Raw genomic sequence first — 25,067 nt, 5'->3', positions numbered from 1 at the left:
ATTTACGCGATTGCTATTTGGTTTCTGCCATTTTCTTTTGCTTTATAGAGCTGTTGGTCTGCACGTTTAATGAGCTCACTTAGTGAGTCGCTTTTAGCATGACTTATTGCCACACCAGCACTAAAGGTAATGTATGTTTTACTTGGCAATGCTTCAATATCGCTGCAGTACTGCGCTAACTTATTTTCAAGATTTTTGAAAAAGTTGTTTATTTTATCGCGATTTTGCGTTTTTAAAACAAATAGCCACTCTTCGCCGCCATAGCGTCCAAACTTGTTAGTAGTATTTAGAGTGTCTTTTGCTGCTTGAGCAAAGTTTATAAGTACTAAATCTCCTATATCGTGGCCAAATTTGTCGTTAATAGCTTTAAAGTAATCTAAATCGACAATAGCTATTGCTAGGCTCTGCTGGGATAAGCACTCATCAGCTTTTTGCAAAATGCCACGTCGGTTTAGGCTGTTAGTTAAGTAGTCGGTTAATGCTATAGCATGGTATTTTTTACGTTGGCGCATTTGTCGGTAAAATAAAAATAGCGATACGAACACCACAATAAAGGCAATAGATGCACTTAACCGCCAAATTATTTTTTGTTGGTGTTCTTCTGTAGCTTGCAATTTGTTTATGTTTTTTTCGTATTCTAGCTGTAAAATCTTGTCTTCTTTTTCTTTTACTTCAAATTTAACCTGCAAGGTTTTTATATTGGTTTCGCTGGTGGCTTCGTAATGTTTTATTGTATAAGCAAGCTCATCTTCAATGGCGTGAAAGGCATCCTCGGTGTAGTTAAGTTGACGCTTTAATTTATAGCGTTTGCTTAAAAAATCAGCCTTATAAATGCTGCGACTAAATTTATCGAGATTTAAAAATACCTCGTCGTTTACTTGGTTGGCTTTATTTAATAAATTTTGTTTAATGTAAATGTCTGATAATAAAATCATTGAGGCTAAATGCATATCGTTAATGCCGGCGGAGCTTGCAAGTGCAATGTTTTTGTTTGCGAGTATTAAAGCCGTATCGTAATTACCCTGCAGGTATTGAATATTTGCAATAGAATATTGAGCAAAGGCTAACCCTTTTTTCATATTAACTTTACTAAAATAAGCCAGCGCTTTATTTAAGTATACAAGCGCGTTTTTAGGCTGACCGACCTCTAGTAATACATTTCCTAAGCTCCAATAAGCCTTTGCAGTAAATAGACCATCGTTTGTTTGCTCGTAGGCATCGACCGCTTTTTGGGCATAATAAATGGCTTTTTCTTTATCATCTTTATAGAGGTAGTTATAAGCGTCGGCAATTTTTCTGAAAAAGTAGCCCTGCGAGGCTATGTCTTCTTCTTTTATAGCAAACTCTAACCCTATTAATGCTGCGCTTAATGTTTTTTTAAGTTCGTCGGTTTCGGTGTAGTAATAGGCCATAGCCCGAAAAACAATAATTTGCTCGTTAGGAGCGAGTTGTTTTACCTGGATTTGAAGCTGCTTAGCAAGCGATTGCGCATTACTTAGCTCTTTGTTAATTGCATAAAGCTTAAGCTGAACCTCTAAAAGTAGCAGGTGACTACTTTTATAATTAATAAGATCAGTATTATTTAAGTACTCAAGTAAATGAGTACTCAGTGCGGTGTATTTTTCTTGCCTAAAAAGTAGCTCTGAATATAAGGCTGCCGCTTCAAGGTGCAACTGTTTGTGCTTTGTATGTTTAGTGAAATTATAAGCGTAGGTTAGCTCTTTTTGGTGCAAAAGGTAATCTAGCTTGTTGGATTTTATATCAGCCAGCAGGCTTTGGATTGACTTTATATCAGATGAAATTAGTGAAGAACTATTAGCAAATGATGAGTAACTGGTAATTAAAAATAAAACGAGCCCGAACAAGCAAAGGCATAACGGGTTGATTTTTGTTATTGTATTGTTCGTCATTTATTGTTTTCTGAATTAAAACTTAAATCTAATTGGCTAACTATAGCATTGCTTGTAAATAATAAGTTAATACTTTATTCGGACAGTCTCATCGCGAACATTAAATATAGCCTTATCTCGCAAATAAGTATGGGATTTACTAAATAATAGTCATGACACCCATCTAAAAATAATAGACATGACACCCATCTAAAAATAATAGTCATGACACCCATCTAAAAACTAATTTAGACACCTACCTAAATAATAAAAAGACACCCATTAGATAATTGTATAAAACACTGGTTCAAACTACGCTTTAGATTAAATGATAAACAGGGTTTTGTAATGGCTATTGCTCGTAAGCGCCAAATAAGTTTGGCAGATACAAAATATTATCACTGTATTTCCCGTTGTGTTCGCCGTGCCTATTTGTGTGGTGAAGACCCCTTTACTGGGCAAAGTTATGCGCATCGAAGAGAATGGGTAGAGGAAAAGCTTATCACCCTCGCAAAGGTTTTTTGTATAGATGTATGTGCATATGCCGTTATGAGTAATCATACTCATATAGTGTTGCATGTAGATGATAATAAGGCGAATAGGTTAAACGATAGAGCAATAGCAATTCGTTGGCATAAGCTTTTTAAAGGCACTGCTATCACACATAAATTTACAAGTGGTGAGAAGCTATCGGCTACCGAGCGTTGGTTTTTAAACGAAAGCATAAAACAGTACCGTGAACGATTAAGTAGTATTAGTTGGTTTATGCGTGTATTGAATGAAAATATTGCAAGGCGAGCTAACAAAGAAGATGGCTGCACAGGCCGGTTTTGGGAAGGACGGTTTAAATCTCAAGCGTTACTAGATGAAGCTGCTTTGTTAGCGTGCATGGCATATGTAGATTTAAACCCAATACGCGCCAAAGCGGCTGTCACGCCTGAGGGTTCGCACTTTACAAGCGTAAAACAACGCATACAATTAATTGCTTCTAAAAGCGACCAGTCGTTAAAAGTTAAGCAGCCAAAACAGTTATTACGCTTTGCGGGTAAACCCAAAAAATACATGCCAAAAGGTTTACCATTCGAATTAAAAACATATTTAGAGTTAGTTGAATTAACAGGCCGGTGTGTTCGTGCTAATAAAATAGGTTTTATTGCGCATTCAACACCTGAATTATTGATACGTTTGAATATAGCGCCAGAGAACTGGTTAAAACTTACAACTAAATTTGGCAACATTTTTTATGGAGCGGTGGGGCGTGTAAGCTCATTAGATAGTTATTGTAAACATCAAGCTATTAAGCGAAGGCCTAGCTATTCAAACAGTAAAAAATTATTAGCCTAATAAAACCATTAAATAAATAGTATGTCACTTAGCTTTGCTGAGCTTTTACGCTGCGTTAAGTTTCTTAATGGCCATAAGATTACGATAAAAAGCTCAAGTCTATAAATTTAAACATCTCTATTACCACTCAACATCTCAACATATAGCCCCAACCAAATATTTCTCACTACATTGTTTGTTATAAATAATTAGAATGGGTGTCATCATATTATTATTTATATTTGAACTCGAGGGCTTTCCTCATCTTAATTTTATAATGGGTGTCATAGTTATTATTTTTTAAATTTTAAGATGGGTGTCAAAGTAATTATTTTGTATAAATCTGTATTGGTTGACATGTAGAATGAATGCTCTACCATATTAAGTAGAGCATTCATTCTACACAGGTTGAACACTATGCTAAAACAAGAAATAGCAGCTGCGCTTGAGGTGGCTTTTAGTCAACATGGTTTTGCTGAGCCAAGCGTAGCTAAGCTCCAAAAGCTCAGTGGCGTTAGTTTGCGCACTCTCTATAAATACTATCCGTCAAAGCAGGCAATGATCATTGCTGCGCTAGAGTACCGCCATAATCGCTATATTAATTTTTTACTCAAAGATGTGCCGGCTCCGGGCTTAGAGGCGGTTTTGCACATGTTTGATCAGCTAAAAGGGTGGATGGTGGAATTTGCGCCTAACGGCTGTTTATCTATCAATGCGCTGTCGGCGTTTCCTGAGGATGAAGCTATTAGCCATGCGGTGCAAACTCATAAAAATGACGTAAAAAAACTGCTAGGTGAGCAAGGGTTAAATTCATCATTGGCTAGTAGCCTGTTTTTGTTACACGAAGGCGTGTCGAGTGCGTGGCCAGTTATGGGCGATGAGGCGGTAACATCAGCAAAAAACAGTATTCTTAAATTAATATAATGGAGCTATTAATGGCAAATTTACCTACTACAATGCATGGCGTACAGCTTACCGAACATGGCGATTTTGATGTATTAAAGTATGCAACTAACTTACCGCTGCCAACGCTTGCACAAACCGATGTACTAATAAAAGTTATGGCGGCGGGTGTTAATAACACCGATCTTAATACTCGCACAGCTTGGTACGCTAAAAAACAAAGCAGTAAGGACGATGCAAGTTGGTCTGGTGATGCGTTTGTTTTTCCACGTATTCAGGGAGCAGATGTGTGCGGTGTGATTGTGGCTGTTGGTAAAAACGTAGATCCAAACCGTATTGGTGAGCGAGTAATAGTTGAGCCATGTTTAATTAAAGCTAACGGCGAAACACTAAAAGCACCGTGGTACTTTGGCTCAGAGTGCGATGGTGGTTTTGCACAGTTTACTCGCGTTGACACTATTCATGCGTATAAAATTAATAGTAACTTTAGTGATGCTGAGCTGGCATCTTTTCCGTGCTCATATTCTACAGCCGAAAACATGCTATTTCGCTCAAACCCACAGCCAAGGGAAACTGTTTTAATTACGGGGGCCTCGGGCGGGGTTGGCTCTGCGGCGGTGCAATTAGCTAAAGCGCGTGGTGCTTTTGTTATTGCTATTACAAGTAAAAGTAAGGCACAGCAGCTTGAAGAGTTAGGTGCCGATAAGGTTATATTTCGTGAAGATGATTTAATTCAAGCTATAGGTAAAAACAGTGTTGATGTAGTAATTGACCTCGTTGCTGGCGAGCAATGGCCGACGCTTTTGGAAGTATTAAAGCCAAAAGGGCGTTATGCGGTGTCGGGCGCTATAGGCGGGGCATTAGTAGAGCTTGATATACGTACTTTGTACTTAAAAGATCTAACTTTTTTTGGCTGTACAGTTATAGAGCCTGAGGTATTTAAAAGCTTAGTTAACTTTATTGAACAAGAAAAAATTAAGCCCATAGTGGCGCAAACATTCCCACTGAGTGAAATTGTTACGGCGCAAAAGGTGTTTGCACAAAAACTACACGTAGGAAAAATTGTACTAACCATCCCCCATAACGAATAGCAGTTTAAACAACACAGCCCGTTACAAAGTTAACGGGCTTATTAGTTGTAACGAGTTTATAAGCTTTTTTTAGGCGGTAAAGCCACGTTTGCAAATATGAGCCCTGCTACAAGCGACATAAATATTAAAAACGTTTGCTGGCCTATATGTTCAGCATAAACAAAATCTTGGCCTTCAATAAGCGAGTTTAAGCCAATATAAGTTTTACTGCCGGGTACCAGTACAATTAAGCCCTGCATGGCAACAATGGAGGCTGGGGCATTTGCAACGCGATTAAATAAGTTACTAAATACACCAACCGAGAGCGCACCAACAAATGTACCTAACGTATAATCAAGGTACATTGCTGAGCCAATACTCGTGCCATAGGCTATAAAACCAGATGCGATAGACCAGCCCGCATGCTTAATTTTAGTTCTAAATATAACAACTAAGCTGCTACAAAGCAGAAGTATTGCTAGCCAAGCAGTCCATTTAGGAAGAGGCTCAGGTTGCACAAAGTCTGCTTGGCCAAAAATGGCAAAGCCAATGCCTATGCCAATAAATGCACCAAAGTACAATTTAAACAATAGCATAAACGAGTCCATTACCCGCGCAGTTCCCGACACCAAATGCCTAGCTGCAAGTTCGGCTAAACCAAGTGCAAGGGCTAGGCCTGGTATAAATACAATAATGGCTGAAAGCACCACTAAACGTATATTAATTTCGGGGGTTATATACACACTTACCGCACAAGCTAATATAGCTGAAATAATGGCTACAAGTGGCTCAAGCATATGTGCAACACGTTTAGAGCGACTTGACCATAACACAAATAAATATACAACTAAGGTGAGTAACCCAGACCAAATAACGTCTGTCCAACTGGTGCCCATTAACATAGCAAACGCGCCACCCGACGTTGCAAACGCAATACCGGTTACGAGTTTGTTGTACGGATTTGGCATGTCGTAAATGGCATCAAGCTGGGCATCAACCTCTTGTAAAGTGAGCTTGTCGTCGAGCATTTGATTTACCAAATCGTCGGTATCGGCTAGTGAGCCTAAGTCGTGATCGCCCGGGTCTACGCGTGCCACGTGGGTGTATTCGTCTTCGTGGCCATCAGTCCAAATTACAAACGTTACTGAAGTTGGCGACATAACAAAAGACGATTTAAGCCCTAAGTAGGTGGCCACTTCCATTAAGTGTGCTTCTAAACGGTACGCAGGGGTGCCGTACTTGTGTAGCATTTTACCTAATTTAACGATAAATTTGCGCTTTTCAGTAAAGGTTGCAGTTTTCAAATCTTGTATGGACCAGTGAGTAAATAAATTAGCTAAAAGTATAGGCTAAAACGCCCATTTGTAATGGGCGCGATTTTAAACACAAATTTGTAGGAGTCTAGTCATTTTTAATCTAATTTTTTATTTTTTTCAGCAATCCATTGCGCCATATATTGCGTACTGCGCATAGTATGGTGTTTTAACATTTGTCCTGTGAAGTTTTTTTCCCTGTGCGCTTTTAAATCCTTGCTTATTGAGTCAATTTTATTAATTAACCCCGTGCTTAATTTTACTTTGTCGTACAGGGTATTAAGTAGTGTTTTGCCAGCTTGTTGCGCGTGTTCAAAATCGGCTTGATTGGTGTAAAGCTCAACGGCTGCATTTGCAAAATCGTCGGTATTATTAGCCACTTTACCAGGCCAGGGTAAATCGTTGTGCATTCCCTCTGCACCAATATTAGTGGTAACGCTGGGCGTTTGCATTATCATCGCTTCTAGCAGCTTGCCTTTTATACCTGCGCCAAAACGAAGCGGTGCTAAACACACGCGCGCGCTTTGCATTACCTCATAGGCGTCGTCGGCCCAGCCTTTTATTAAAAACCCTGTTTTAGGGTTATTAAGTGCAGTTGCTTTTGGGGGCGGATAAGAGCCATAAATGTGTAGCTCGGCTTTTGGTAGTTGCTTGCGAATAAGCGGCCATATTTTTTGTAAATACAGCACGGCGTCCCAGTTGGGGGCATGTCTAAAGTTACCTATGGTCATAAAGTGCGCGCGTTCATCAAAGCTTTTTGTGGTTTTAGGTAATGCACTTAAATCGACCATAAACGGTAAATGGTGTAATAAGCTTGGTTCGACCTTAAATACACTATTGAGCAATTCCATTTCGTAGCTTGAAATAATTAAGCTGAGATCGCAGCGCAAAATAGCCGCTATTTCGCGTTTTGCTATGTCGGAATGTAAATCGTTGGTGGTAAACTCGCGCTCGCCTTTATGCGCTTCGTGGCGCGCATTTCGTAGGCATTGTAAATCTTCTGTATCGAGAATTTTAATGGCATTAGGGCAATGTTTGTCTACACGCCAGCCAAATTGCTCTTCCATCATAAAGCGGTCAAACATCACTATATCTGGATTGTACGCTTTAACGTACTCATCAAAGCTTTCGCAGTTTAGGGCTATGCTTTGGCTGGTAATACCGTACTCGTCTAGGTTTACCATGTGCTCGGTGCGTTGTGCTGGGGTGGCAAATTCTACTTGCCAATTTTGCGCTTTAAACGCGTTTAATAACGACATCATGTGCGTACCCGCAGCAGACGAATTTGGTTCTGGCCATACGTAACCAATTACCAGCACTTTTTTCATTACGGTGTTTCTCTAATTTGAAGGTTTACATTTACCAGCGTTTTTACTGGTGCTGTGTGTGTTTGGAGTTGTTCTTGCAGCACTAAAATACTGCGCTTAGCAAGCTCTTGTGTGCTTATATTAGCGCTAGTAAAGCGAGGCTGCATTTCGGTAATATCAGGAATATGTAAGCAACTCACTATACTGTTTTTTAAATGCGGGGCGGCGCTTAAAACGCCATGTGCAATAACAGTGTTAGCGCATACTACCGCGTCAATACTCGGCTTATTAAGTAATGTGTTACTAAATACTTGCTTAGCATGTAATGGGGTGCTTTTTGTGCACGTAATTGCAGGCTCGGGGGTTATATTGTGTTTTTGACACGCGCTATTAAAGCCACTTAATAAAGCCTGTGCCGATAAGCTTTCATCCCCTATAAACAGCATGTTTTTAGGCGACTCATTTATTAGCTGCAATGTGACTAGGTGGCTTGCTTTAGTGTAGTCGGGCAAAACACACGGGGCTGAGCTGTAGGCCACTTCGTGCATTAGGCTAATGACAGGGTAGGCAGTAGTAAGGTTGTCGAGCCACTGTGCACAGGTATTTTCCACAGGGCAAATTATAAATGCAGCTACTTTGTATTCTTTTAAATTATTTATTAGCTGCGTTTGGCGCTCTACGCTGTTGTTACTACTAACAATAATGGCTTGAAAAAAAGCCTCGCTTAAAGCCTGCTCTATATTTTTAGCAAGCAATGCCATAAGCGGGTTTGTTAAATTGTCAATTACTACAACCACTAAGTTAGTGCGCCCAGAGCGCATAGCTGCAGCATCACGATTATACACATAGCCTAGCTCTTCAATGGCTTGTAACACTTTTTGTTTGCTTTTATCGGCTACCTTATTGCTGTGCGTAAGCACCAGCGACACAGTCGATTTAGACACCCCCGCGTGGTGAGCAACATCAAAAATAGTGACCGATTTAGCTTTATTAGGCATGGAATTTTAAGCGCACAGTAATGAGTAAATAGCTGCGTAGTGTAGCGTAAATAATGCATTTAAGTCATCTTTTAGCCCTGCAATTTAAAGCTTAATACTTTATGAACAGGGCAAAACATGTTTATATACCTTTTATAATCTTAAAAATAACAAAAGGATAAAAACATGAACGCATTTAGGCTGTTAGTTGCCTTTATTTGTTGTGTTGTAATAATGCCAAGCAGTTATGCTGAGCAAGGCTATCAAACACCTTCGCCAGAGCTTGCTGCTGTGGTAGATGCCAAATTAGCACCGACTAGTTTTTTATCGAGCGATGGCCAGTGGCTTGCTTTATTTGAGCGAAAGCGCGTAGTAACACTAGATGAGCTTGCCAAAGATGAGCTCAAACTTGCGGGTATTAAACTTAACCCGACTAACTTTTCGCGTTCACGTGTTAGCGCAAAATACAGCGCAGTTGAGCTAAAGCACGTGCAAAGCGGCACCGTTATTAATATTAACAATTTACCAAACGGTATTATTCGCTCGCCTAAATGGTCATCTAATAGTAAATATTTAGCGTTTGTTGTAGAGCAACAAAGCCAAGCAAATTTATGGCTTTACAGTGTAGAAACAAAACAAGCAAAAATGCTCTCAAACGCAGCGCTTAACTCGGTTATTACCGCTACGCCTTACCAATGGCTACCCGATAGCAGCGCACTTGTGGCAAATTTAGCAGTTAATATAGATAAACCCGCGTTAAAAAACAGCAGTCAAAATGTAGTGCCGGTTATACAGCAAAGTACCGGCGAAAAAGCCCCCGCGCGTACCTATCAAAACTTATTAACCAGCCCGTTTGACGAAGCACAGTTTAAATTTTACGGCCAAGGGCAATTAGCTTATGTAACGCTTGATGGCAATACACAAGCTATTGGTAGCCCAGCGTTATTTAAAACGTTTTCGGTATCGCCAGATTCAACCAATATATTAGTTGCTGCGATAAACGAGCCGTTTTCGTATCAAGTACCTTACAGCCGTTTTGCCAGTACGTGGCAAATATGGGGAATGCGCGGTTACGCATTAGCCGAACTTGTAAAACAACCGCTTGCCGATAACATTCCACAAGGCTACGACAGTGTCCGCACTGGCCGACGCAACTTTGAATGGCGCGCGGATCAAGGCGCTGAAGTTATTTGGGCCGAGGCGCAAGATGGCGGTGACATGAAAACCGATGTTAAGCACCATGATTATATTTACAGCTTACGTGCGCCATTTAAACGCGAGCCTAAATTATTTGCTAAAGTAGAGCGCCGTTTTGCAGGTATTGAGTGGGGGAACCAAAATGTTGCCATGCTTGTTGATTGGCGCTTTAGCGACCGCCAAGTACGCACATTTGTTATTCAACCGCGTAATGCCGATAAAAACCGCGTGCTGTTTTCAGAGCGAAGCTATAACGATGCGTATAAAAACCCAGGTAGCTTTATATACGAGCGCAACGATTTAGGCGCCAACGTGATTAAAATTGTTGGTGGGCGCTATATGTACCTGCGCGGCAATGGCGCATCAGAGCAAGGTAATATTCCGTTTTTAGACAGGTACGATGTAAAAACAAATAGCAGCAAGCGTTTATGGCAGTCACAAACGCCATACTACGAGCGCGTTCGTGCATTGCTTGACGACGAAGGCGAGCGCTTTATAACTGTGCGCGAGTCTAAAACCGAGCAACCTAACTTTTTTATTCGTGATTTAGATAACGATACACTTACCCAACTAACTAACTTTGCTCATCCGTACCCTGCATTTAAAGGCGTAACAAAAGAGCAGCTACGTTACAAACGTGATGACGGCGTTGAGCTTTCTGGCACGCTTTATTTACCGCCAGGTTACGATGTAACCCAAGGCCCGTTACCCGTACTTATGTGGGCATACCCGCTTGAATACAAAGATAAAGCCGTAGCATCACAAGTGCGTGAGTCGCCATACGAATTTACCTACATTGGCTATTGGGGCCCTATGCCTTACCTTGCAAAAGGTATTGCCGTATTTGACGACCCTAAAATGCCGATTGTAGGCATTGATGGCAGTGAACCAAACGATAACTTTAGAAAACAGTTAGTATCAAGTGCACAAGCAGCGGTTGATGTATTGGTTAAAAAAGGTGTTGCCGATAAAAACAAAATAGCTATAGCAGGGCATTCGTACGGTGCATTTATGGTGGCAAACCTATTAGCACATAGCGATTTATTTAAAACCGGTATTGCCCGCAGTGGCGCGTATAACCGTACGTTAACGCCGTTTGGTTTTCAGGGTGAAGAACGTGATTTTTGGCAAGCTCAAAGTGTATACGCTAATATGTCGCCGTTTTTTCACGCTGAAAAAATCAATGAGCCAATGCTGATGATCCATGGTCAAGAAGATCCGAATTCGGGCACCTTCCCAATGCAAAGTGAGCGTATGTACGCTGCGCTTAAAGGCCTAGGTAAAGACGCTCGTTTAGTAATGCTTCCTTACGAAGCCCACGGCTACCGCGCACGTAAAAGTTTATTACATGTACTGTGGGAACAAGAGCAGTGGCTAGATAAGTATTTGTTAAATGATACAGCAGAGCCAGTAGAAGTAATTACTGAGCCAGTGGCAAGTACTGGGCAAGAGTAATCACATAAGTAAGCAGCAACGCGGCTACTTATAGCCGCGTTTTTTGTTTTTAATACAAGGTAATTTAATGATTGATGTAGCAGCACTTGCGGTTTTTATTCCAACGTTCTTTTTTGTGTCTATTACTCCAGGTATGTGTATGACCCTTGCCATGACACTCGGCATGAGCATAGGTGTGCGCCGAACCTTATGGATGATGATAGGTGAGCTATTAGGCGTAGCAACCGTTGCCGTTGCTGCGGTACTCGGTGTAGCAAGTGTAATGCTAAATTACCCTGATGCGTTTGCTATTCTAAAGTGGGTAGGCGGCGCGTACTTAATTTATATTGGCGTAAATATGTGGCGCGCTAAAGGTAAAATGTCGGTTAATACACACAGCCCAACCGATGTAAGTAGGCAGTCGCTTTTTACGCAAGGGTTTATTACCGCTGTTTCTAACCCTAAAGGGTGGGCGTTTATGATTTCACTACTCCCACCGTTTATTAATGTTGATCAGGCCGTTGCGCCACAATTAGTGATTTTACTTAGCGTAATTATGGTAACCGAATTTGTAAGCATGTTAGCTTACGCAACGGGTGGTAAAAGCCTGCGTCTGTTTTTAGCCCGAGGCGATAATATTAAATGGATGAACCGTATAGCAGGCAGTTTAATGATGCTTGTAGGCGTTTGGTTAGCCTTAGACTAATAAAAAGAGCCCTAGGCTCTTTTTATATTATGCATATTGCTTTTAACATTTTAATTAGCGCGTGCGTCATTTAACTGCGCTTTTAAAAATGGTGCCGTTTTACTTTTTGGGGATTTAGCGACGCTTTCAGGTTTACCTTGTGCAACTATTACTCCGCCTTCGTCGCCCGCACCTGGGCCTATATCAATAACCCAATCACTGTTACTGGCTACTTGCATATCGTGCTCAACCATAATGACGGTGTTGCCCGCATCAACTAAGCCATTTAGCTGCGTCATTAGCATAGCTACATCTTTTGGGTGTAGGCCTGTGGTTGGTTCATCTAAAATATAAAGCGTATCGCCGCGCTGTGTGCGTTGCAACTCTGTGGCAAGTTTGATGCGCTGGGCCTCGCCGCCCGAAAGCTCAGTAGCAGGTTGGCCTAAACGTAAATAGCCAAGGCCCACTTGTAAAAGCGCATTGAGCGCACGTAAAATAGCGGGTTCATCGGCAAAAAATGTATGCGCAGACTCAACGGTTAAATTAAGTACATCGGCAATGGTTTTATCTTTATAGGTAATCTCGAGTGTTTTTTGGTTGTAGCGCTTGGCGTTACACACAGGGCAAGGCGAATACACGCTAGGTAAAAATAACAGCTCTACGCTTACAAAGCCTACGCCTTCGCAATTTTCGCAGCGTCCTTTTTTAACATTAAACGAAAAACGGCCTGCGTCGTACTTACGTGCTTTTGCCTCTTTGGTATTGGCAAACAGTTTACGTACGTGATCGAACAAACCCGTATAAGTTGCAAGATTTGAGCGAGGTGTGCGACCAATGGCTTTTTGATCAACCGTTATTAGGCGCTTTATGTGCTCAATGCCCCCAGTTATTTGCCCGCCGGTTGTTATATCGAGCTCTTGCTCGAGCAGTTCGGCTTCATCGGTAGGTATTTGTGGCTGCAATTTTTGCCCTAGTGCATCGTAAACCAGCTCAACAAGCGCTTGGCTTACTAAGCTTGATTTACCTGAGCCAGAGACTCCTGTAACACTTGTAATAACCCCAAGCGGAAATTCTACATTAAGCTTTTGTAAGTTATTACGCTCAACATTTTTAAGCGTAAGCCATGCTTTTGCTGGGCGTTGTTTACCTTGTAATTGAGCTTGCTGAGATTCGTTATTTTTAAATAAGTATTGGCTCGTGTGTGAGCTGCTAATTTGCTTTAAGCCCTCAACAGGGCCGCTATAAACAATATTACCGCCACGGGAGCCCGCATTTGGCCCTACATCAACCACCCAATCGGCATGGCGAATAACACTTACGTCGTGCTCAACTACAAACACTGAGTTACCAGCGGCTATTAGTTCATCTAATGCGGCTAATAAAGCTTGTGTATCGGCAGGGTGTAAACCTGCCGAAGGTTCATCTAACACATACACAACGCCAAATAATTTTGAGCGAATTTGCGTTGCAAGCCTTAAGCGTTGTAATTCACCCGGCGATAACGATGGAGTGGTGCGCTCAAGCGATAAATACCCTAAACCAAGTTTGGTGAGTGCTTCTACGCGTTTAAGAATGTCGCCTGCTATACGCTTTGCAACTATGGCTTTTTCGGGGTTTGCTGCGTTACTTTTAGCGGGGTTATTAACGGCAAATCTTAATTTATCTGCCAGCTCATTGAGTGTTAATTGCGAAATCTCACCTATATCAAGGCCCGAAACTTTAACCGATAACGACTCTTTTTTAAGCTTTTTACCTTCGCACTGCGGGCATTGTGATATTTGCATATACTGCGATACGCGCTTTTTAGTGCGTGGGCTTTGCGTACTGGCAAACGATTGTAAAACAAAGCGTTTAGCACTTGTAAATGTACCCATGTAGCTAGGGCTTTCTTCATTTTTAATCGCCGCTTGGGTTTGTTCAAGCGTGTACTCAGGAAACACGGGCACTGTGGGTGTGTCGTCGGTAAACAAAATCCAATCACGGGCTTTTTTAGGCAGGGTATTCCACGGTTTACTAATATCGTAGCCTAACGAGGTGAGAATACGGCTTAGGTTTTTACCTTGCCAAGCTGGCGGCCATGCGGCTATAGCGCGCTCTTTAATTGATTTAGTAGGGTCGGGCACTAACAGCTCTTCGGTTACGTTAAATACACGGCCAATACCGTGGCATTCTGGGCAGGCGCCTTGTGGCGTATTAGGCGAAAACGCATCGGCGTACAGTATGCTTTGCCCATTGGGGTATTCGCCTGCGCGTGAGTAAAGCATTCGCAGCGCGTTAGAAATAGTGGTCACACTACCCACCGATGAGCGTACCGAGGGTGCACCACGTTGTTGTTGCAGGGCTACCGCGGGTGGCAGCCCTTCAATTGAATCTACATCAGGCTCGTCTACTTGGTCTATTAATCTGCGTGCATAAGGGGATACCGAATCAAGATAGCGATGTTGCGATTCGGCAAACAATGTTCCAAAGGCGAGCGATGATTTACCCGAGCCTGATATACCGGTAAAAACAACAAGTGAATTACGGGGCAAGTTTACATCCACATCTTTTAAGTTATGAACACGCGCGCCTCGTACTTGAATGCTGTGCTCTGGGTTTAATAAAGCCGATTGCGCGTTACTAACCTCATGTGAATTTTTAGGTGTGGTTGCCATGTAATTTACTCCTGTTTAATAACCGTGTGTTTATTAACGTGCCGCAAAGTATTAATACTAATGGGGTGACACTGAATGAGGGCTTAGTTAATTTACTGAGCTTTTAATAGAGTGTTTACATAATAGGTAAAAACTGCGAGTATAAATTTTAATCAAGCATCTAAATTTAAAAGGACTTTAAGTGTGGCAAAAATTGTCTTTAGCTTATTATTTTTATTAATACTTTGCGCCAATGTGTTTGCAGCGCAAAATAATGTACTAAACGTAGACCGAGCCATACCAAATAGTATGCAGTTGTCGTTTCCAAACGATAACAATATAACGCCTAAAAAGTCTGACTTTTCAATTGTAAACTATGTACTTATGAGCAACGAAGAAGGGGAGCGTTGGGCGGTTATTACCCTTACTAATTTAGCCTCTGGCAAGCGTGAACTTAATCAGGATCATTTATTAGCGCTGTTTGCAGATGGCAGCAGGCTAACACCCAATGAATTTAAGTTAGGCTTTAATGGCAACCAAACACAGTCGGTAACGGTATCGTTTGCGGAATATAAGTTTCCTATTTTAAGTGTGTATTCGAGCAATGATCAGTAACGCATTTTTAGATACGTTAAATGTGTAGTAATTGCTTTAGTTTATCGGCACCGGCTCTGCTTGTGCTTAGCTCAGATTTAATATCATCATTTACAATCACCATTAGCTTACCGTTAAACCAACGTTGTATTTCTTTAATGTGGTCAACGTTAACCAAATAACTTCGATGAATTCGCACAAAGTTTTTTGCTACTAAGGCATGTTCAAGCTGGTCGAGCGTATCGCTTAAATGATGAAATGTGTCGCCATTCCATGCCAAACTATTACCTTGCTCCGATTTAATAAATTTAATGTCACCTGGGGAGAGTAAAAATATACGCTCACCACTTTTACTAATTAACTTATTTAATGTGTTTTCGGTTAATGCAAAGGTTTGCTCGTGTTCTTGGCTGTTAACTTGGCAGTGGGCACGCTGTTGCTCAAGTTGCTGCTGCGCTTTGGCGAGTGCTTTTTTTAACCGAGCAATAGGAAAAGGTTTTAGTAAGTAATCTGTTGAGGCGTTCTCGAATGCTTCAATCGCAAATTGGTCATACGCGGTTGTGTAAATAATAATGGGCTGGTAGTTAAGTAAATCAATAAGTTCTAAGCCGTTAATTTCAGGCATTTGTATATCAAGTAATACCACATCAGGCTTTAGCTCATTTATTAATGTTATGGCCTCTTTACCATTTGTAGCCATACCCACTACATCAACATGCTCCATTAAGCTTAATTGATGGCTTAATTTTTCGCGAGCGGGAAGCTCGTCTTCAGCAAATAATACGCGCATTTTAGCGGCTGTATTTGGCTGGCTTTTATTGCTCATAGTGTTAGCTCCAACGTAACCACTGCACCATTATTGTTGCTGAGGAATACCTTACTTTTGCCAAGTTGTTTAACGCGTTTTAGTATGTTTTTCATCCCTACACCACTGCCATGCCCGTGTTTTATTACCTCGCTCGAAAACCCTTTACCATTATCGCTAATTTGTATTTTAACGCCGTTAGGCAGCTCACTGAGCGTTATATTAAGTATTAACGACGTTTGTTTGGCATTATGTTTAATGGCGTTTTCAATTATGGGCTGAATAAGCAGCGGTGGTAGCGATATGTTTTTAAGCGTACTAGGAATGTGGTAATTAACCTGTAGCTTATCGCCAAAGCGTGCTTTTTCAATATTTAGGTACTTTTCTATTATTGTCAGCTCTTGTTGTAAAGGTATTTGCTGTTGCTCGGCAGTATCAAGCGAGTACCTTAAAATATCAGCCAGTTCATGCAGTACTTCATCGGCTAAATCGGGCTTTGTATGAATATAAGCCGAAATTGTATTTAAGCTATTAAACATAAAATGTGGGTTTAACTGGTAGCGCAATGTAGCAAGTTGGGCTTGTTTAAGTGCGTGTTTTTCGGCTGTTGCGCGCTTTTTGCTCTCAATAAAAATACTGGTAAAGTAAATACACGAGCCCCAAAGTAAGCCGTTAAATACAACAAATACCCCCATGGATTTATGCCCTTCAAAAAGCGCAGTGAGCACTGTATCAGTAAGTACATTACCGAGTGCCATAAACACAACCGCAATTACCCATTCAAACGCTATTTTATGAATATGCTTATTGCGCATGTAAAAAATAACCGCTGCCGCACTCCATACCGGCACCCAGTAAAAAGTAACAAACCACACGGTAGCAGCAAGTGCACTACCCGCAGTAAAAGGTGCAGAGTTAGCAATTATGAGCCCAATGGCATAAGCAATATCTATTATAAGTAGAATAAAAAAGCTGTATTTATAGAAAGGATGTTTGAGCATAATAGGTGCTTCTTTTTGTAAGTGATTAAACCATAACAAAAAACAGTCAAAACCCAAAGACTTTGTGTTTTGACTGCATCGTATTTAAAAGTAAGTTAGCTCGCTGATTTGTAAAGTATTTTTTAGTGGCTCATTGCTTGTGCCTGGCATTTTACGCCACATTAAGTTAACCCCAGTTAATTGAGTGGCCGACCACGTAACGGGACTACCAAAGCCGAATTGTTTAAAAGTAGAAAAGGGAATATCAAGCGTTGTCCACTCATCCCGCGGCTTTAAAAGTACACTAAAGTGATCCCAATCTTTTACATCACTATGATAAACAGACATAGCAAAAGGCGTGGTTGAACCTTTATAGGTTAATCGAATACCTTTAAATGCAGAGGCATCAACCGGCGATGTAAATTTTATTTCAGCGCCTGCCCACGCGCCAAAGCTGGTTGGTTTTGTAATGGTTGTATCTATGGTTAAGCTGTTTTTATGCGTAGTAAGTGTTGCCACAGACTGACCACCCATAACCGAGTCGCTCAAGGCTTGCCATGGTGTATCACCGGTAAAATCATCAATAACATGCTGCGCTTGGCTGCTTTTTATTACTTCATTACAAGCAGGGCCTTTTGGCTTTATGGCTTTGTTTTGAGCAATAAGCGCTGGGCGGTCTACTTGTATACCTGATTTGTAAACCTCTGAGATAGTGTGAATATGGTTTATATCATCAAGCGGGTTTTGCTTAAGCAGTACAAAGCTTGCCTCAAAGCCTTTAGCCAGCTTGCCAATGCTATTGGCTTTATTAATAGCCTTTGCGCCGTTAACCGTTGCCGCATTAATTATTTCACCATTTGTTAGGCCCGCTTTTTTAAGTGCATCTAACTCGTTGTGTAACCCAGTACCGTGCAGCGTGTAAGGGTTTCGGCATCAGAGCCTGTGCCAATAGTGATATTAGCTTTATGTAATTTTTGTATATTTGTATAAGCGGTGTTACGTTCATCCCACGCGTGCTCTTTCCATTTTGAAGGTGCAGGCACGTTTTCAAACAAACACCCTTGAAGCTTTTCGGGAATGGTTTTTAGTAACTCTTTTTGTGAGCTAATAGTATGATTATGCTTTTCATCGCTATGGTTATGATACACCGCAAGGGTAGGAATGTAGGTTACGTTATGCTTTTTCATAAGCGTAATAAACTCATCATCAATCGCTTCGCTATTAATACCGTGGGCTAAAGCCGTTGCACCCGCTTTAATAGCGCGTTTAGCATCATCTAGTGTAGAAACATGCACAAAATACGGTAAATTAGCGGCCTTAGAGCGCTTACCTAATTCGCTTAACTGGCTATCAGTTAACGATTTACCCACACCGCCAAAGGTTTCTATCACCGCTTTAGTTACATGGGGGTGAGTGCTTATATGTTTTTCCCATAGCGCTTCTATGTCTTCATCTTTTGCAATTTCATAAGCTTGCCCGCCAAACTGCGTGCCATGCCCGCCAGGGTTGGTAAACAAAGTACCTGCGTAAAAAAGGTTAGGGGTCACTTGGGCTTTTTTTAATTGTGCGGCTTCGTTTAGGGTTTGCTCAAACGAAAACAAATCAACAATATTAGTTACGCCTAAATACAAATTAGAATTAAAGTGCGATTTAACCGGCAAATACTGAAACTCAGAAAAGTTACTACCCGATGAACCCAAATGTACATGTAAATCAATTAAACCGGGTATTGCATACTGGTTGTTGGCATTAATAGTATTGTCGGCGTTTTGTAGTGGGTCGCTCGCTTTAGTAATACTTACAATTTTACCGTCATCAATATACAGCGAACTTGGCTTAGAAAAGCTTTGCGAGCTACTTTGGTATAAACGAATGTTGTCGACTCGCAGGTCGATGGCATACGCACTAAAGTGGCTTACTAAACTCAGTGCGATAACTGTTTTTGTAATAATGTTCATGACTATATTCCTTATCAAATAGGTATTTGGCGTTTTGTTGATGACAAATTTAGCGAGCTTTTTAACCTGCTTCATTAATGTTTATCTGAATCGACATTATTTGCAGTTGAACCGACATAAAAGTAAATGGGCGTTGTGGTGGGGTGCTCAGGCTAACTAAATTAAGTTTTTAAAGGGCCGCTATGAGTGAGAAGCGGGCGTTGAAATTAGCTAAATATAATTGCTTATCGAGCAGAATTTAGGTGTAATGGATACATAATAAAAGCCGATCAATACAGGGAAAGCTTAAAATTACAATAGGTAAGCTGACTTAGCTCAAGCCTCTAAAAAGCAACCCCCTTAACATAAGCAACACCAACTCTGACACACCGAACGGGTAGCAGTTCAGCCCAACATGCGATTATGTAACATAAACTACGTGTCGCATACATTTTGAAATGTTAACAGTAGAATAATATGAATATACCTGATTTAAAAACTGAATTTGATAAACTTCGTCCAAGTTACATGCGTCTTGCAGAAAACGTTAAGGCCGCCCTTATACAATTTTTAAATGAGCAGAATTTAGACTTTGTTGAAATTGAAACTAGAGTTAAAGAATTTGATTCATTCGTTAGCAAAATAGAAAGAAAAGGATATAAAGAACCCTTAGTTGAAATTACAGATATATGCGGTTTAAGAATAATTAATTACTACCCTTCTGACTTGAAAAGCATTGAAGAAATTCTTAAAAATGAGTTTGATTTGATTGAATCGTCCAACAAGGAAGAAGAAATGGAAGATGATCGTTTTGGATACAGGTCTTTTCATTTTATCGCAACTATAAAAGAAGAATGGCTTAATGCGCCAAATTATAGAGGTCTAAAAAACCTAAAGTTTGAGATACAAGCCAGAACAATACTAATGCATGGGTGGGCAGCCATAAGCCACAAATTATCATACAAGCACGAACGTGATGTGCCAAAAAAATTTAGACGTGACCTGTTTAGGTTAAGTGCACTTTTCGAGCTAGCGGACGAACAATTTGAACGATTAAGATTAGAAAGAAAAATGTATTCTGAGAGCTTTATCGAGCCTGATAGTAAAGGTGAGAACCAGTTTATACCCCGCGATAAGCTCAACACTGATAGCTTGCAAGCGCTTCTTAATTACTACTTCCCTGATAGAGCAAAAAGTAACGATATATCTGAGCTGGTGAGTGAGATCACTTCTCTTGAAATGGATTTAGCTGATTATAATTCCGCAGTACGATCTGTTATTACTTACCTAGATGAAATAGAAAAAGAGGAAAATGCTGTTTCTGATACATTAATAAAATGGGCTCAGTTAGGTGCAGCAAGAACGGTTCTTGATTTAACGAATGATAATTATTTTAAAAGGCATAAAGGTGGAACTATCCCAGATGAGCTCTTAGAAGTGGTTGAAAATTGGAGGGAAAAGATTGGTAAAAATAACTAACAAACTTATCAACTCGGACGGTTATGGAAGACGTTATAAATGTCTGATATTGGCACTCTTTAGCCACTCGACAACATAAAATGAGATAATAATTTGCAAGGTATTTTACTGCGTCGGATGGCGCTTCGCTTATCCGACCTACACTTACACAAGTCGCCTATTTAAATCCTCCCATCGGTAAAATAAAACGCTTATTCAACACTTATACCTTGGCTTAAAAGGTACTCAACTGCTGCATCAGTATGGGGCTTAAATGCCTTCCAACGGCCGATTGCTTTGTTGTTAAGTGGTTGGCGTACTTGTACTTTACTGGCTGTAGATACTGGCGCGGTGTTTAAATGAAAATCTATACATTGTGCTTGCCACTCTAAATTACAAAAGCTAACTAGCTCTTTAATTTGCTGCTCGGGCTTTGCGACTAATTCTTCGTATTTCACAATTTTTATATTGTTGTGCAGGGCGCTAAAGTGCTGCATGAGTTTGTAAAAACGGCTATAAAACTTGGCTGTGTCGAGCAAGTCTAAGGAGTAAGCATAATACGGGTTATTTATTGTAAATAACTGGCGGTAGTTACCAATGCAGGTGTCCATGGGATCGCGCAGCATACAAATAATTTTAGCGTTTGGTAGGGCTTTAGTTATTAAATCGATATAAAAAAAGTTAAACGGGAGTTTATCTATAAAGTGTTTATGGCTGCCAGTGGTTACGCGTGTTGCGTTTAAATAGGTTGTCCCAAGCTGATTAAAATCAAGCTCATACGCTTTAGTGAGTGTTTGAGTATCGAGTACATGGGGTGTTTGAGTTTGGCTTAACTTTTTAACGCTTAGGCCAAAGTCTTGTAATTCACCGGCTGATTGTACGTCGCTGTGGCTCGATAAAATACGCTCAACCAATGTAGTGCCAGAGCGGGGCATACCTAATACAAAAATAGGCTCTGGTGTTGGGTTACCCTGTGTGAGCGCGTGTTTATGCTGCTCGCTTAAATGTTTAATGTGTTCAAATAATGCGGCTGATCTTTTATGATCAAACGGCTGCGTAGCGCGTTTAGCCGTTTTACCTTGCTCTAGGCTTTTAAACGCATTATCAAACTTGCCTATGTCTTGGTACTCTTTTGCAAGTGCGTGGCCAATGTGTAGTTTTGCATCGGGATGAGTGATTTGCTCAGCTACGGTTTTTAAGCGCGCTATATGATTAGATTGCGCAGTGGCTTTGGTTAAGTCACTTAATGCAAAATGGCTTTGATGGTGCAGCGGATTGAGCGCAATGGCGCTTTCAAAGGCATTTTTTGCTTGTTCAAATTGGCCTACAAATTTAGCGCTTACACCCAAGTTATAATAAAACTGTGGTTGTGGTTTATTTGCATGGTTAGCCAGTTCAATTGCGCAGTTAAAGTAATTTAGTGCCTCTTTGTGAAGGCCTGCTTGTGTAAGTGCAACACCTAGAGTGTCGGCATCAAGAGGCTTTTGTATTTGCTCAACGGGTATGGCTAAAGCGGTGTTTTTGGCTTTAGTTAGCTCGCCTGTAATTGCGTAACACTTTGCAAGTTGGGCGCTGTATTCAATGCTTTTACCAAAGCTAAGGGCTTTTTCTATAAGCTTTATGGCTTTGTGTATTTGCCCTACGCGTAAATTAACCATGGCCAGTAAAAAGTAGCCATCGGCAAAGTCGCTTTTTTGCGTTACTAATTCAACTAACGCTTTATGAGCAAGCTCAATATTGCCTTGGTTTAAATGTTTAATTGCACTTTGATGAAGATGTTTTAAATTTGGCTGCATTGTTTAATTTTTATTATTTAGTTACGCGTTTATAAAGAAAAAAGGCTCAAATAAATTTGAGCCTTACAACATTGTTTAAAAGTGACTATAAATTATATTTCAAATTTGTAGTTAAATTTAACGCCTACCGTAAGCGGGCGGTTAACATAGTGGCCGTAGTTACGCTGTATGTCGGCACCGTTTGCAGTTGTTATGTCTGCATCTGAGCGACGAACCGATGTAAATGCATATTTATTAAATAGATTATCAACATAAAGAGTTGTTGACCACTCATCGGCTGTTAACTTAGCAGAAATATTACTTAAGCTATAACCTGGTAGTGTTTCACCGCTGTCATGCAAACCTACTTTTGAAAGTACATCGCTTTGCGCGGTTAAACCGTAGTTAATATCAAGGGTTTTGTCGCTAAATACATCTGTTTGGTAGTTTACACCCATTGAGAACTGATGCTCTGGCGAGCCCGGTAAACGGTCGCCGTCTTCTGCGCCATCTGTGCCATCGGCATTAAATAAAAATGGTGCATCTGAGGTTAGCTCTGCTTTTGTATAAGCATAGGTTGCGTACACGGTAAACGAGTCAGATAAAATAGCACGGGTAGATAGCTCAATCCCTTTTGCGTTTGCACTGCCTGCGTTTGAAAGATAAGTTAATTGGCCTACATCAGTAGCGCCCGTAATTTGTGCATCATCCCAATCTACGTTAAATAACGCGGCATTAAAGTGTAATTGGCTTCTAAACCAGGTGCTTTTAAAGCCTAACTCGTAGTTTGTTGTAGTGTCGGCTTCAAATAATAATTCGTCAGGTTTACCACAGCCTGTTTGTTGATCTTCAGGGATTGGATCTGGGCAAGACACTAAACCGTTTGAGCCGCCAATTCTAAAGCCTTCACTCACTGTTACATAAGCCATTACTGAATCAGTAAATTGATATTTAGCATTAAATTTAAATAAGTTACCGTTATCGTCGGCTTTGTCTTTTTCGTAAGCAACGGTGATTGCATCAGGGTCTGCATCGCCATAAAGAGTATTTGCAAGCGGGAAGTCAAAAGCCGCTTGCGACTCTACATCGTATTCGTAAAAACGTGCACCGATAGTAATATCTAACTTTTCGGTAACTTGATAGCCAACTTCACCAAATAGTGCGGACTCAGTAACTTCACTTTTTGTAAGCTCTAAGTATTCTAATGAGTCAGGTCTTAGCTGCGCGCCGCCAAAGTTATCGATAGCGAATTGGTCAAACCCAGGTGTAAACTCTCTGCTTGATGCTTCTGTTTCGGTTTTGTTGTAAAACGCGCCTACAATCCAATTTAGGTCGCTGTCGCTTTGCGATACTAAACGCAGCTCTTGCGTAAAGGTATCTTCTTCATCAACCTCTCGGGTAAATGCTGAGAATGAAGGGAACTCTTCATAACCGTAATCAAGGCGAATAAGTAAATCGGTTTGGTCGCGTTGGCCGTCGGCATCAAAGCTCGAAATACCGGTTGCTGATACAAGCTCTGCAAAACCTAAGTCGGCTTTTAGCTCGAGGCTTAGTAGTTGATCTTCTTTTTCGCGCGGCTCTTCATAACGATAAGCCGACTCGTACTTACCTACAATATCGCTTAAACCGTTATCATCGTTTAGGCTGTTGTAATGAACAATTGAACGGCCTTCGCTGTCTTGGTTTTGATAAAAGTAATTAAGCGTTCCTTCAAATGTTTCGCTTGGTTTGAAGCGTACCGAAATGCGCCCAGTCGTGGTGGTTTCGCCGTTAGCATCTTCAACATTTTTAATATTGTTGTTTACTTCGTCGGCGTTGCTCCAATCAGGGTCCGGTAGCGATACACCTGGTTCGCGCACTGTATAAGCATAATCAATAAAGCCTGGGTCTTCGTATACGTTTAAGCTTGCACGTACAGCTAATTTATCTTCAATAATTGGCAGGTTAACAATAAAGCCACCTTCGCCGCCTAATGAGTCACTTTCTTGGGTTTGAAATAGGTCACCAAATACTTCTACTGAGGTAAAATCAAGCTCTGGCTCTTTAAGCATGTAGCGAATTGCACCGCCGAGTGTTCCAGCGCCATATAATGTGCCTTGTGGCCCAATAAGTACTTCTACGCGTTCTATGTCGACTAAACGCATATCTACTGACACTGGAATTTCGTTAACGTATGTGGCTACGGTACCACCATCTGATGAGGGACCTGACGAGTTTGTATTTAAACCACGTACAATAATAGGCGAGCCTGAGCGACCACCTTGATCGGTAATTGTTAAACCAGGCACCCAACGCGCTACATCGGCTAGTTCGCCAATGTTTTGATCTTTCATTACATCGGCATCAAGTGCGGTAATGTTTAGCGGTGCATTTTGTACAGAGCCGCTGCGTCTGGTTGCTGTAACTTCGATTACTTCGAGCGATTTGTTTTGAGCGGTAACTTCTTCTTGCGCCACTGCAGAATTAGAAAATATAAATGCGCCAGATACAGCGCTCGAAATAGCCAAGGTTAGTAAGCTTGGTTTAAACATAAAAAGTGATCCCCAGATTTAAAATTTAACACCAGTTAATGTAGGTTAATTAGTTTATCAGGGAGTTAAAGTGGTGGGAATGCTAAAATGAATTTTAATTCACTTTTTTAGAATAAATATAGGTTAACTTTAGCGGGAGATAATATAAATATGTATAACATCCAAACAATTGGCTAATTAAGGTACAAGCGAGCATGTTTTATTCGTTGAGTAAATGTAAATAGCAGCTCGCATTGGTTTATTACCTAAATGTGTT

Annotated in this window: 18 protein-coding genes and 1 pseudogene; 7 read left to right on the top strand and 12 right to left on the bottom strand. The window is 40.8% G+C overall.

The features are described 5' to 3' along the window. Positions 1–2 precede the first annotated feature (2 nt). Positions 3–1,910 (bottom strand): tetratricopeptide repeat-containing diguanylate cyclase, encoded by a 1,908-nt coding sequence (locus AN391_RS05615; RefSeq protein WP_055014485.1) that lies wholly within the window; start codon positions 1,908–1,910, stop codon positions 3–5. A 327-nt stretch (positions 1,911–2,237) separates the two neighbouring features. On the opposite strand from AN391_RS05615, the gene AN391_RS05610 reads away from it, so the two are divergent. The 3 genes from AN391_RS05610 (at position 2,238) to AN391_RS05600 (ending at position 5,206) form a co-directional block, all read left to right on the top strand. Further along, complete coding sequence (locus AN391_RS05610; RefSeq protein WP_055014484.1) at positions 2,238–3,233, top strand: transposase; 996 nt, start codon at positions 2,238–2,240, stop codon at positions 3,231–3,233. A 396-nt stretch (positions 3,234–3,629) separates the two neighbouring features. After that, positions 3,630–4,136 carry a TetR/AcrR family transcriptional regulator gene (locus AN391_RS05605; RefSeq protein ID WP_055014483.1) on the top strand — a complete coding sequence of 169 codons (507 nt, stop codon included), beginning with the start codon at positions 3,630–3,632 and terminating at the stop codon, positions 4,134–4,136. Positions 4,137–4,147: 11 nt separating this feature from the next. Further along, positions 4,148–5,206, top strand: a complete 1,059-nt coding sequence (locus AN391_RS05600) for an alcohol dehydrogenase family protein (RefSeq protein WP_055014533.1) — start codon at positions 4,148–4,150, stop codon at positions 5,204–5,206. A 56-nt stretch (positions 5,207–5,262) separates the two neighbouring features. On the opposite strand, the gene AN391_RS05595 is transcribed toward AN391_RS05600, so the two are convergent. From AN391_RS05595 to AN391_RS05585, 3 genes are all read right to left on the bottom strand, one after another. Then, positions 5,263–6,489: a threonine/serine exporter ThrE family protein gene (locus tag AN391_RS05595; RefSeq protein WP_082422665.1), complete on the bottom strand. Its 1,227-nt coding sequence runs from the start codon at positions 6,487–6,489 to the stop codon at positions 5,263–5,265. A 107-nt stretch (positions 6,490–6,596) separates the two neighbouring features. Further along, positions 6,597–7,826 (bottom strand): glycosyltransferase, encoded by a 1,230-nt coding sequence (locus AN391_RS05590; RefSeq protein WP_055014482.1) that lies wholly within the window; start codon positions 7,824–7,826, stop codon positions 6,597–6,599. Continuing rightward, positions 7,826–8,803, bottom strand: coding sequence for a LacI family DNA-binding transcriptional regulator (locus AN391_RS05585; RefSeq protein ID WP_055014481.1), 978 nt, complete (start codon positions 8,801–8,803; stop codon positions 7,826–7,828). The genes AN391_RS05590 and AN391_RS05585 overlap by 1 nt, the downstream gene beginning before the upstream one ends. Positions 8,804–8,968: 165 nt before the next feature. Here AN391_RS05585 and AN391_RS05580 point away from each other — a divergent pair, with 165 nt between their 5' ends. Both AN391_RS05580 and AN391_RS05575 read left to right on the top strand, forming a co-directional pair. Continuing rightward, positions 8,969–11,434: a prolyl oligopeptidase family serine peptidase gene (locus AN391_RS05580; protein ID WP_055014480.1), complete on the top strand. Its 2,466-nt coding sequence runs from the start codon at positions 8,969–8,971 to the stop codon at positions 11,432–11,434. Positions 11,435–11,501: 67 nt separating this feature from the next. Continuing rightward, the gene (locus AN391_RS05575; RefSeq protein WP_055014479.1) at positions 11,502–12,119 is read left to right on the top strand and encodes a LysE family translocator; all 618 of its coding nucleotides are present in this window, start codon (positions 11,502–11,504) and stop codon (positions 12,117–12,119) included. Positions 12,120–12,169: 50 nt separating this feature from the next. Here the strand turns inward: AN391_RS05575 and uvrA are convergent, their stop codons facing one another. Then, positions 12,170–14,752 (bottom strand): excinuclease ABC subunit UvrA, encoded by a 2,583-nt coding sequence (gene uvrA / locus AN391_RS05570; protein ID WP_055014478.1) that lies wholly within the window; start codon positions 14,750–14,752, stop codon positions 12,170–12,172. Positions 14,753–14,935: 183 nt separating this feature from the next. Between uvrA and AN391_RS05565 the strand changes: the two genes are divergently transcribed. Further along, a complete protein-coding gene (locus AN391_RS05565; RefSeq protein WP_055014477.1) occupies positions 14,936–15,346 on the top strand; it encodes a hypothetical protein in 411 nt (136 codons plus the stop codon). Between the two features lie 16 nt (positions 15,347–15,362). Here AN391_RS05565 and AN391_RS05560 read toward each other — a convergent pair whose 3' ends face one another. From AN391_RS05560 to AN391_RS05550, 5 genes and pseudogenes are all read right to left on the bottom strand, one after another. After that, positions 15,363–16,151, bottom strand: coding sequence for a LytTR family DNA-binding domain-containing protein (locus tag AN391_RS05560; protein WP_055014476.1), 789 nt, complete (start codon positions 16,149–16,151; stop codon positions 15,363–15,365). After that, positions 16,148–17,188, bottom strand: a complete 1,041-nt coding sequence (locus AN391_RS05555; RefSeq protein WP_055014475.1) for a histidine kinase — start codon at positions 17,186–17,188, stop codon at positions 16,148–16,150. Before AN391_RS05555 ends, AN391_RS05560 begins: the two co-directional genes overlap by 4 nt. Before the next feature lie 27 nt (positions 17,189–17,215). Beyond that, complete coding sequence (locus AN391_RS20760) at positions 17,216–17,659, bottom strand: CIA30 family protein (RefSeq protein ID WP_235576472.1); 444 nt, start codon at positions 17,657–17,659, stop codon at positions 17,216–17,218. A 201-nt stretch (positions 17,660–17,860) separates the two neighbouring features. Next, positions 17,861–17,956: pseudogene (locus tag AN391_RS20880) on the bottom strand (hypothetical protein); the annotation flags it as partial. A gap of 38 nt (positions 17,957–17,994) precedes the next feature. Next, entirely contained in the window at positions 17,995–19,068 is a 1,074-nt protein-coding gene (locus tag AN391_RS05550; protein WP_268795559.1) for an amidohydrolase family protein, read from the bottom strand. 456 nt (positions 19,069–19,524) lie between these two features. Here AN391_RS05550 and AN391_RS05545 point away from each other — a divergent pair, with 456 nt between their 5' ends. Next, positions 19,525–20,526: a GTP pyrophosphokinase family protein gene (locus AN391_RS05545; protein WP_055014474.1), complete on the top strand. Its 1,002-nt coding sequence runs from the start codon at positions 19,525–19,527 to the stop codon at positions 20,524–20,526. Between the two features lie 191 nt (positions 20,527–20,717). Here AN391_RS05545 and AN391_RS05540 read toward each other — a convergent pair whose 3' ends face one another. Both AN391_RS05540 and AN391_RS05535 read right to left on the bottom strand, forming a co-directional pair. After that, complete coding sequence (locus AN391_RS05540) at positions 20,718–22,301, bottom strand: sulfotransferase (protein ID WP_055014473.1); 1,584 nt, start codon at positions 22,299–22,301, stop codon at positions 20,718–20,720. Positions 22,302–22,393: 92 nt separating this feature from the next. Then, positions 22,394–24,811 (bottom strand): TonB-dependent receptor, encoded by a 2,418-nt coding sequence (locus AN391_RS05535; protein ID WP_055014472.1) that lies wholly within the window; start codon positions 24,809–24,811, stop codon positions 22,394–22,396. Positions 24,812–25,067: the final 256 nt, after the last annotated feature.

It is taken from the genome of Pseudoalteromonas sp. P1-13-1a, assembly GCF_001401875.1.
In the GTDB taxonomy this organism is placed as follows: Bacteria; Pseudomonadota; Gammaproteobacteria; order Enterobacterales; family Alteromonadaceae; genus Pseudoalteromonas.
Note: the sequence above shows the minus strand (reverse complement) of the source record. Positions and strands in the feature narration are given on the sequence as shown.

What these genes read in the sequence shown, in the direction of transcription:
- AN391_RS05540 (WP_055014473.1), bottom strand. Translation starts at nt 22,301, where the DNA reads ATGCAGCCAAATTTAAAACATCTTCATCAAAGTGCAATTAAACATTTA.
- AN391_RS05580 (WP_055014480.1), top strand. Translation starts at nt 8,969, where the DNA reads ATGAACGCATTTAGGCTGTTAGTTGCCTTTATTTGTTGTGTTGTAATA.
- AN391_RS05610 (WP_055014484.1), top strand. Translation starts at nt 2,238, where the DNA reads ATGGCTATTGCTCGTAAGCGCCAAATAAGTTTGGCAGATACAAAATAT.
- AN391_RS05590 (WP_055014482.1), bottom strand. Translation starts at nt 7,826, where the DNA reads ATGAAAAAAGTGCTGGTAATTGGTTACGTATGGCCAGAACCAAATTCG.
- uvrA (WP_055014478.1), bottom strand. Translation starts at nt 14,752, where the DNA reads ATGGCAACCACACCTAAAAATTCACATGAGGTTAGTAACGCGCAATCG.
- AN391_RS05560 (WP_055014476.1), bottom strand. Translation starts at nt 16,151, where the DNA reads ATGAGCAATAAAAGCCAGCCAAATACAGCCGCTAAAATGCGCGTATTA.
- AN391_RS05550 (WP_268795559.1), bottom strand. Translation starts at nt 19,068, where the DNA reads ATGAACATTATTACAAAAACAGTTATCGCACTGAGTTTAGTAAGCCAC.
- AN391_RS05585 (WP_055014481.1), bottom strand. Translation starts at nt 8,803, where the DNA reads ATGCCTAATAAAGCTAAATCGGTCACTATTTTTGATGTTGCTCACCAC.
- AN391_RS05615 (WP_055014485.1), bottom strand. Translation starts at nt 1,910, where the DNA reads ATGACGAACAATACAATAACAAAAATCAACCCGTTATGCCTTTGCTTG.
- AN391_RS05575 (WP_055014479.1), top strand. Translation starts at nt 11,502, where the DNA reads ATGATTGATGTAGCAGCACTTGCGGTTTTTATTCCAACGTTCTTTTTT.
- AN391_RS05545 (WP_055014474.1), top strand. Translation starts at nt 19,525, where the DNA reads ATGAATATACCTGATTTAAAAACTGAATTTGATAAACTTCGTCCAAGT.
- AN391_RS05535 (WP_055014472.1), bottom strand. Translation starts at nt 24,811, where the DNA reads ATGTTTAAACCAAGCTTACTAACCTTGGCTATTTCGAGCGCTGTATCT.
- AN391_RS05605 (WP_055014483.1), top strand. Translation starts at nt 3,630, where the DNA reads ATGCTAAAACAAGAAATAGCAGCTGCGCTTGAGGTGGCTTTTAGTCAA.
- AN391_RS05600 (WP_055014533.1), top strand. Translation starts at nt 4,148, where the DNA reads ATGGCAAATTTACCTACTACAATGCATGGCGTACAGCTTACCGAACAT.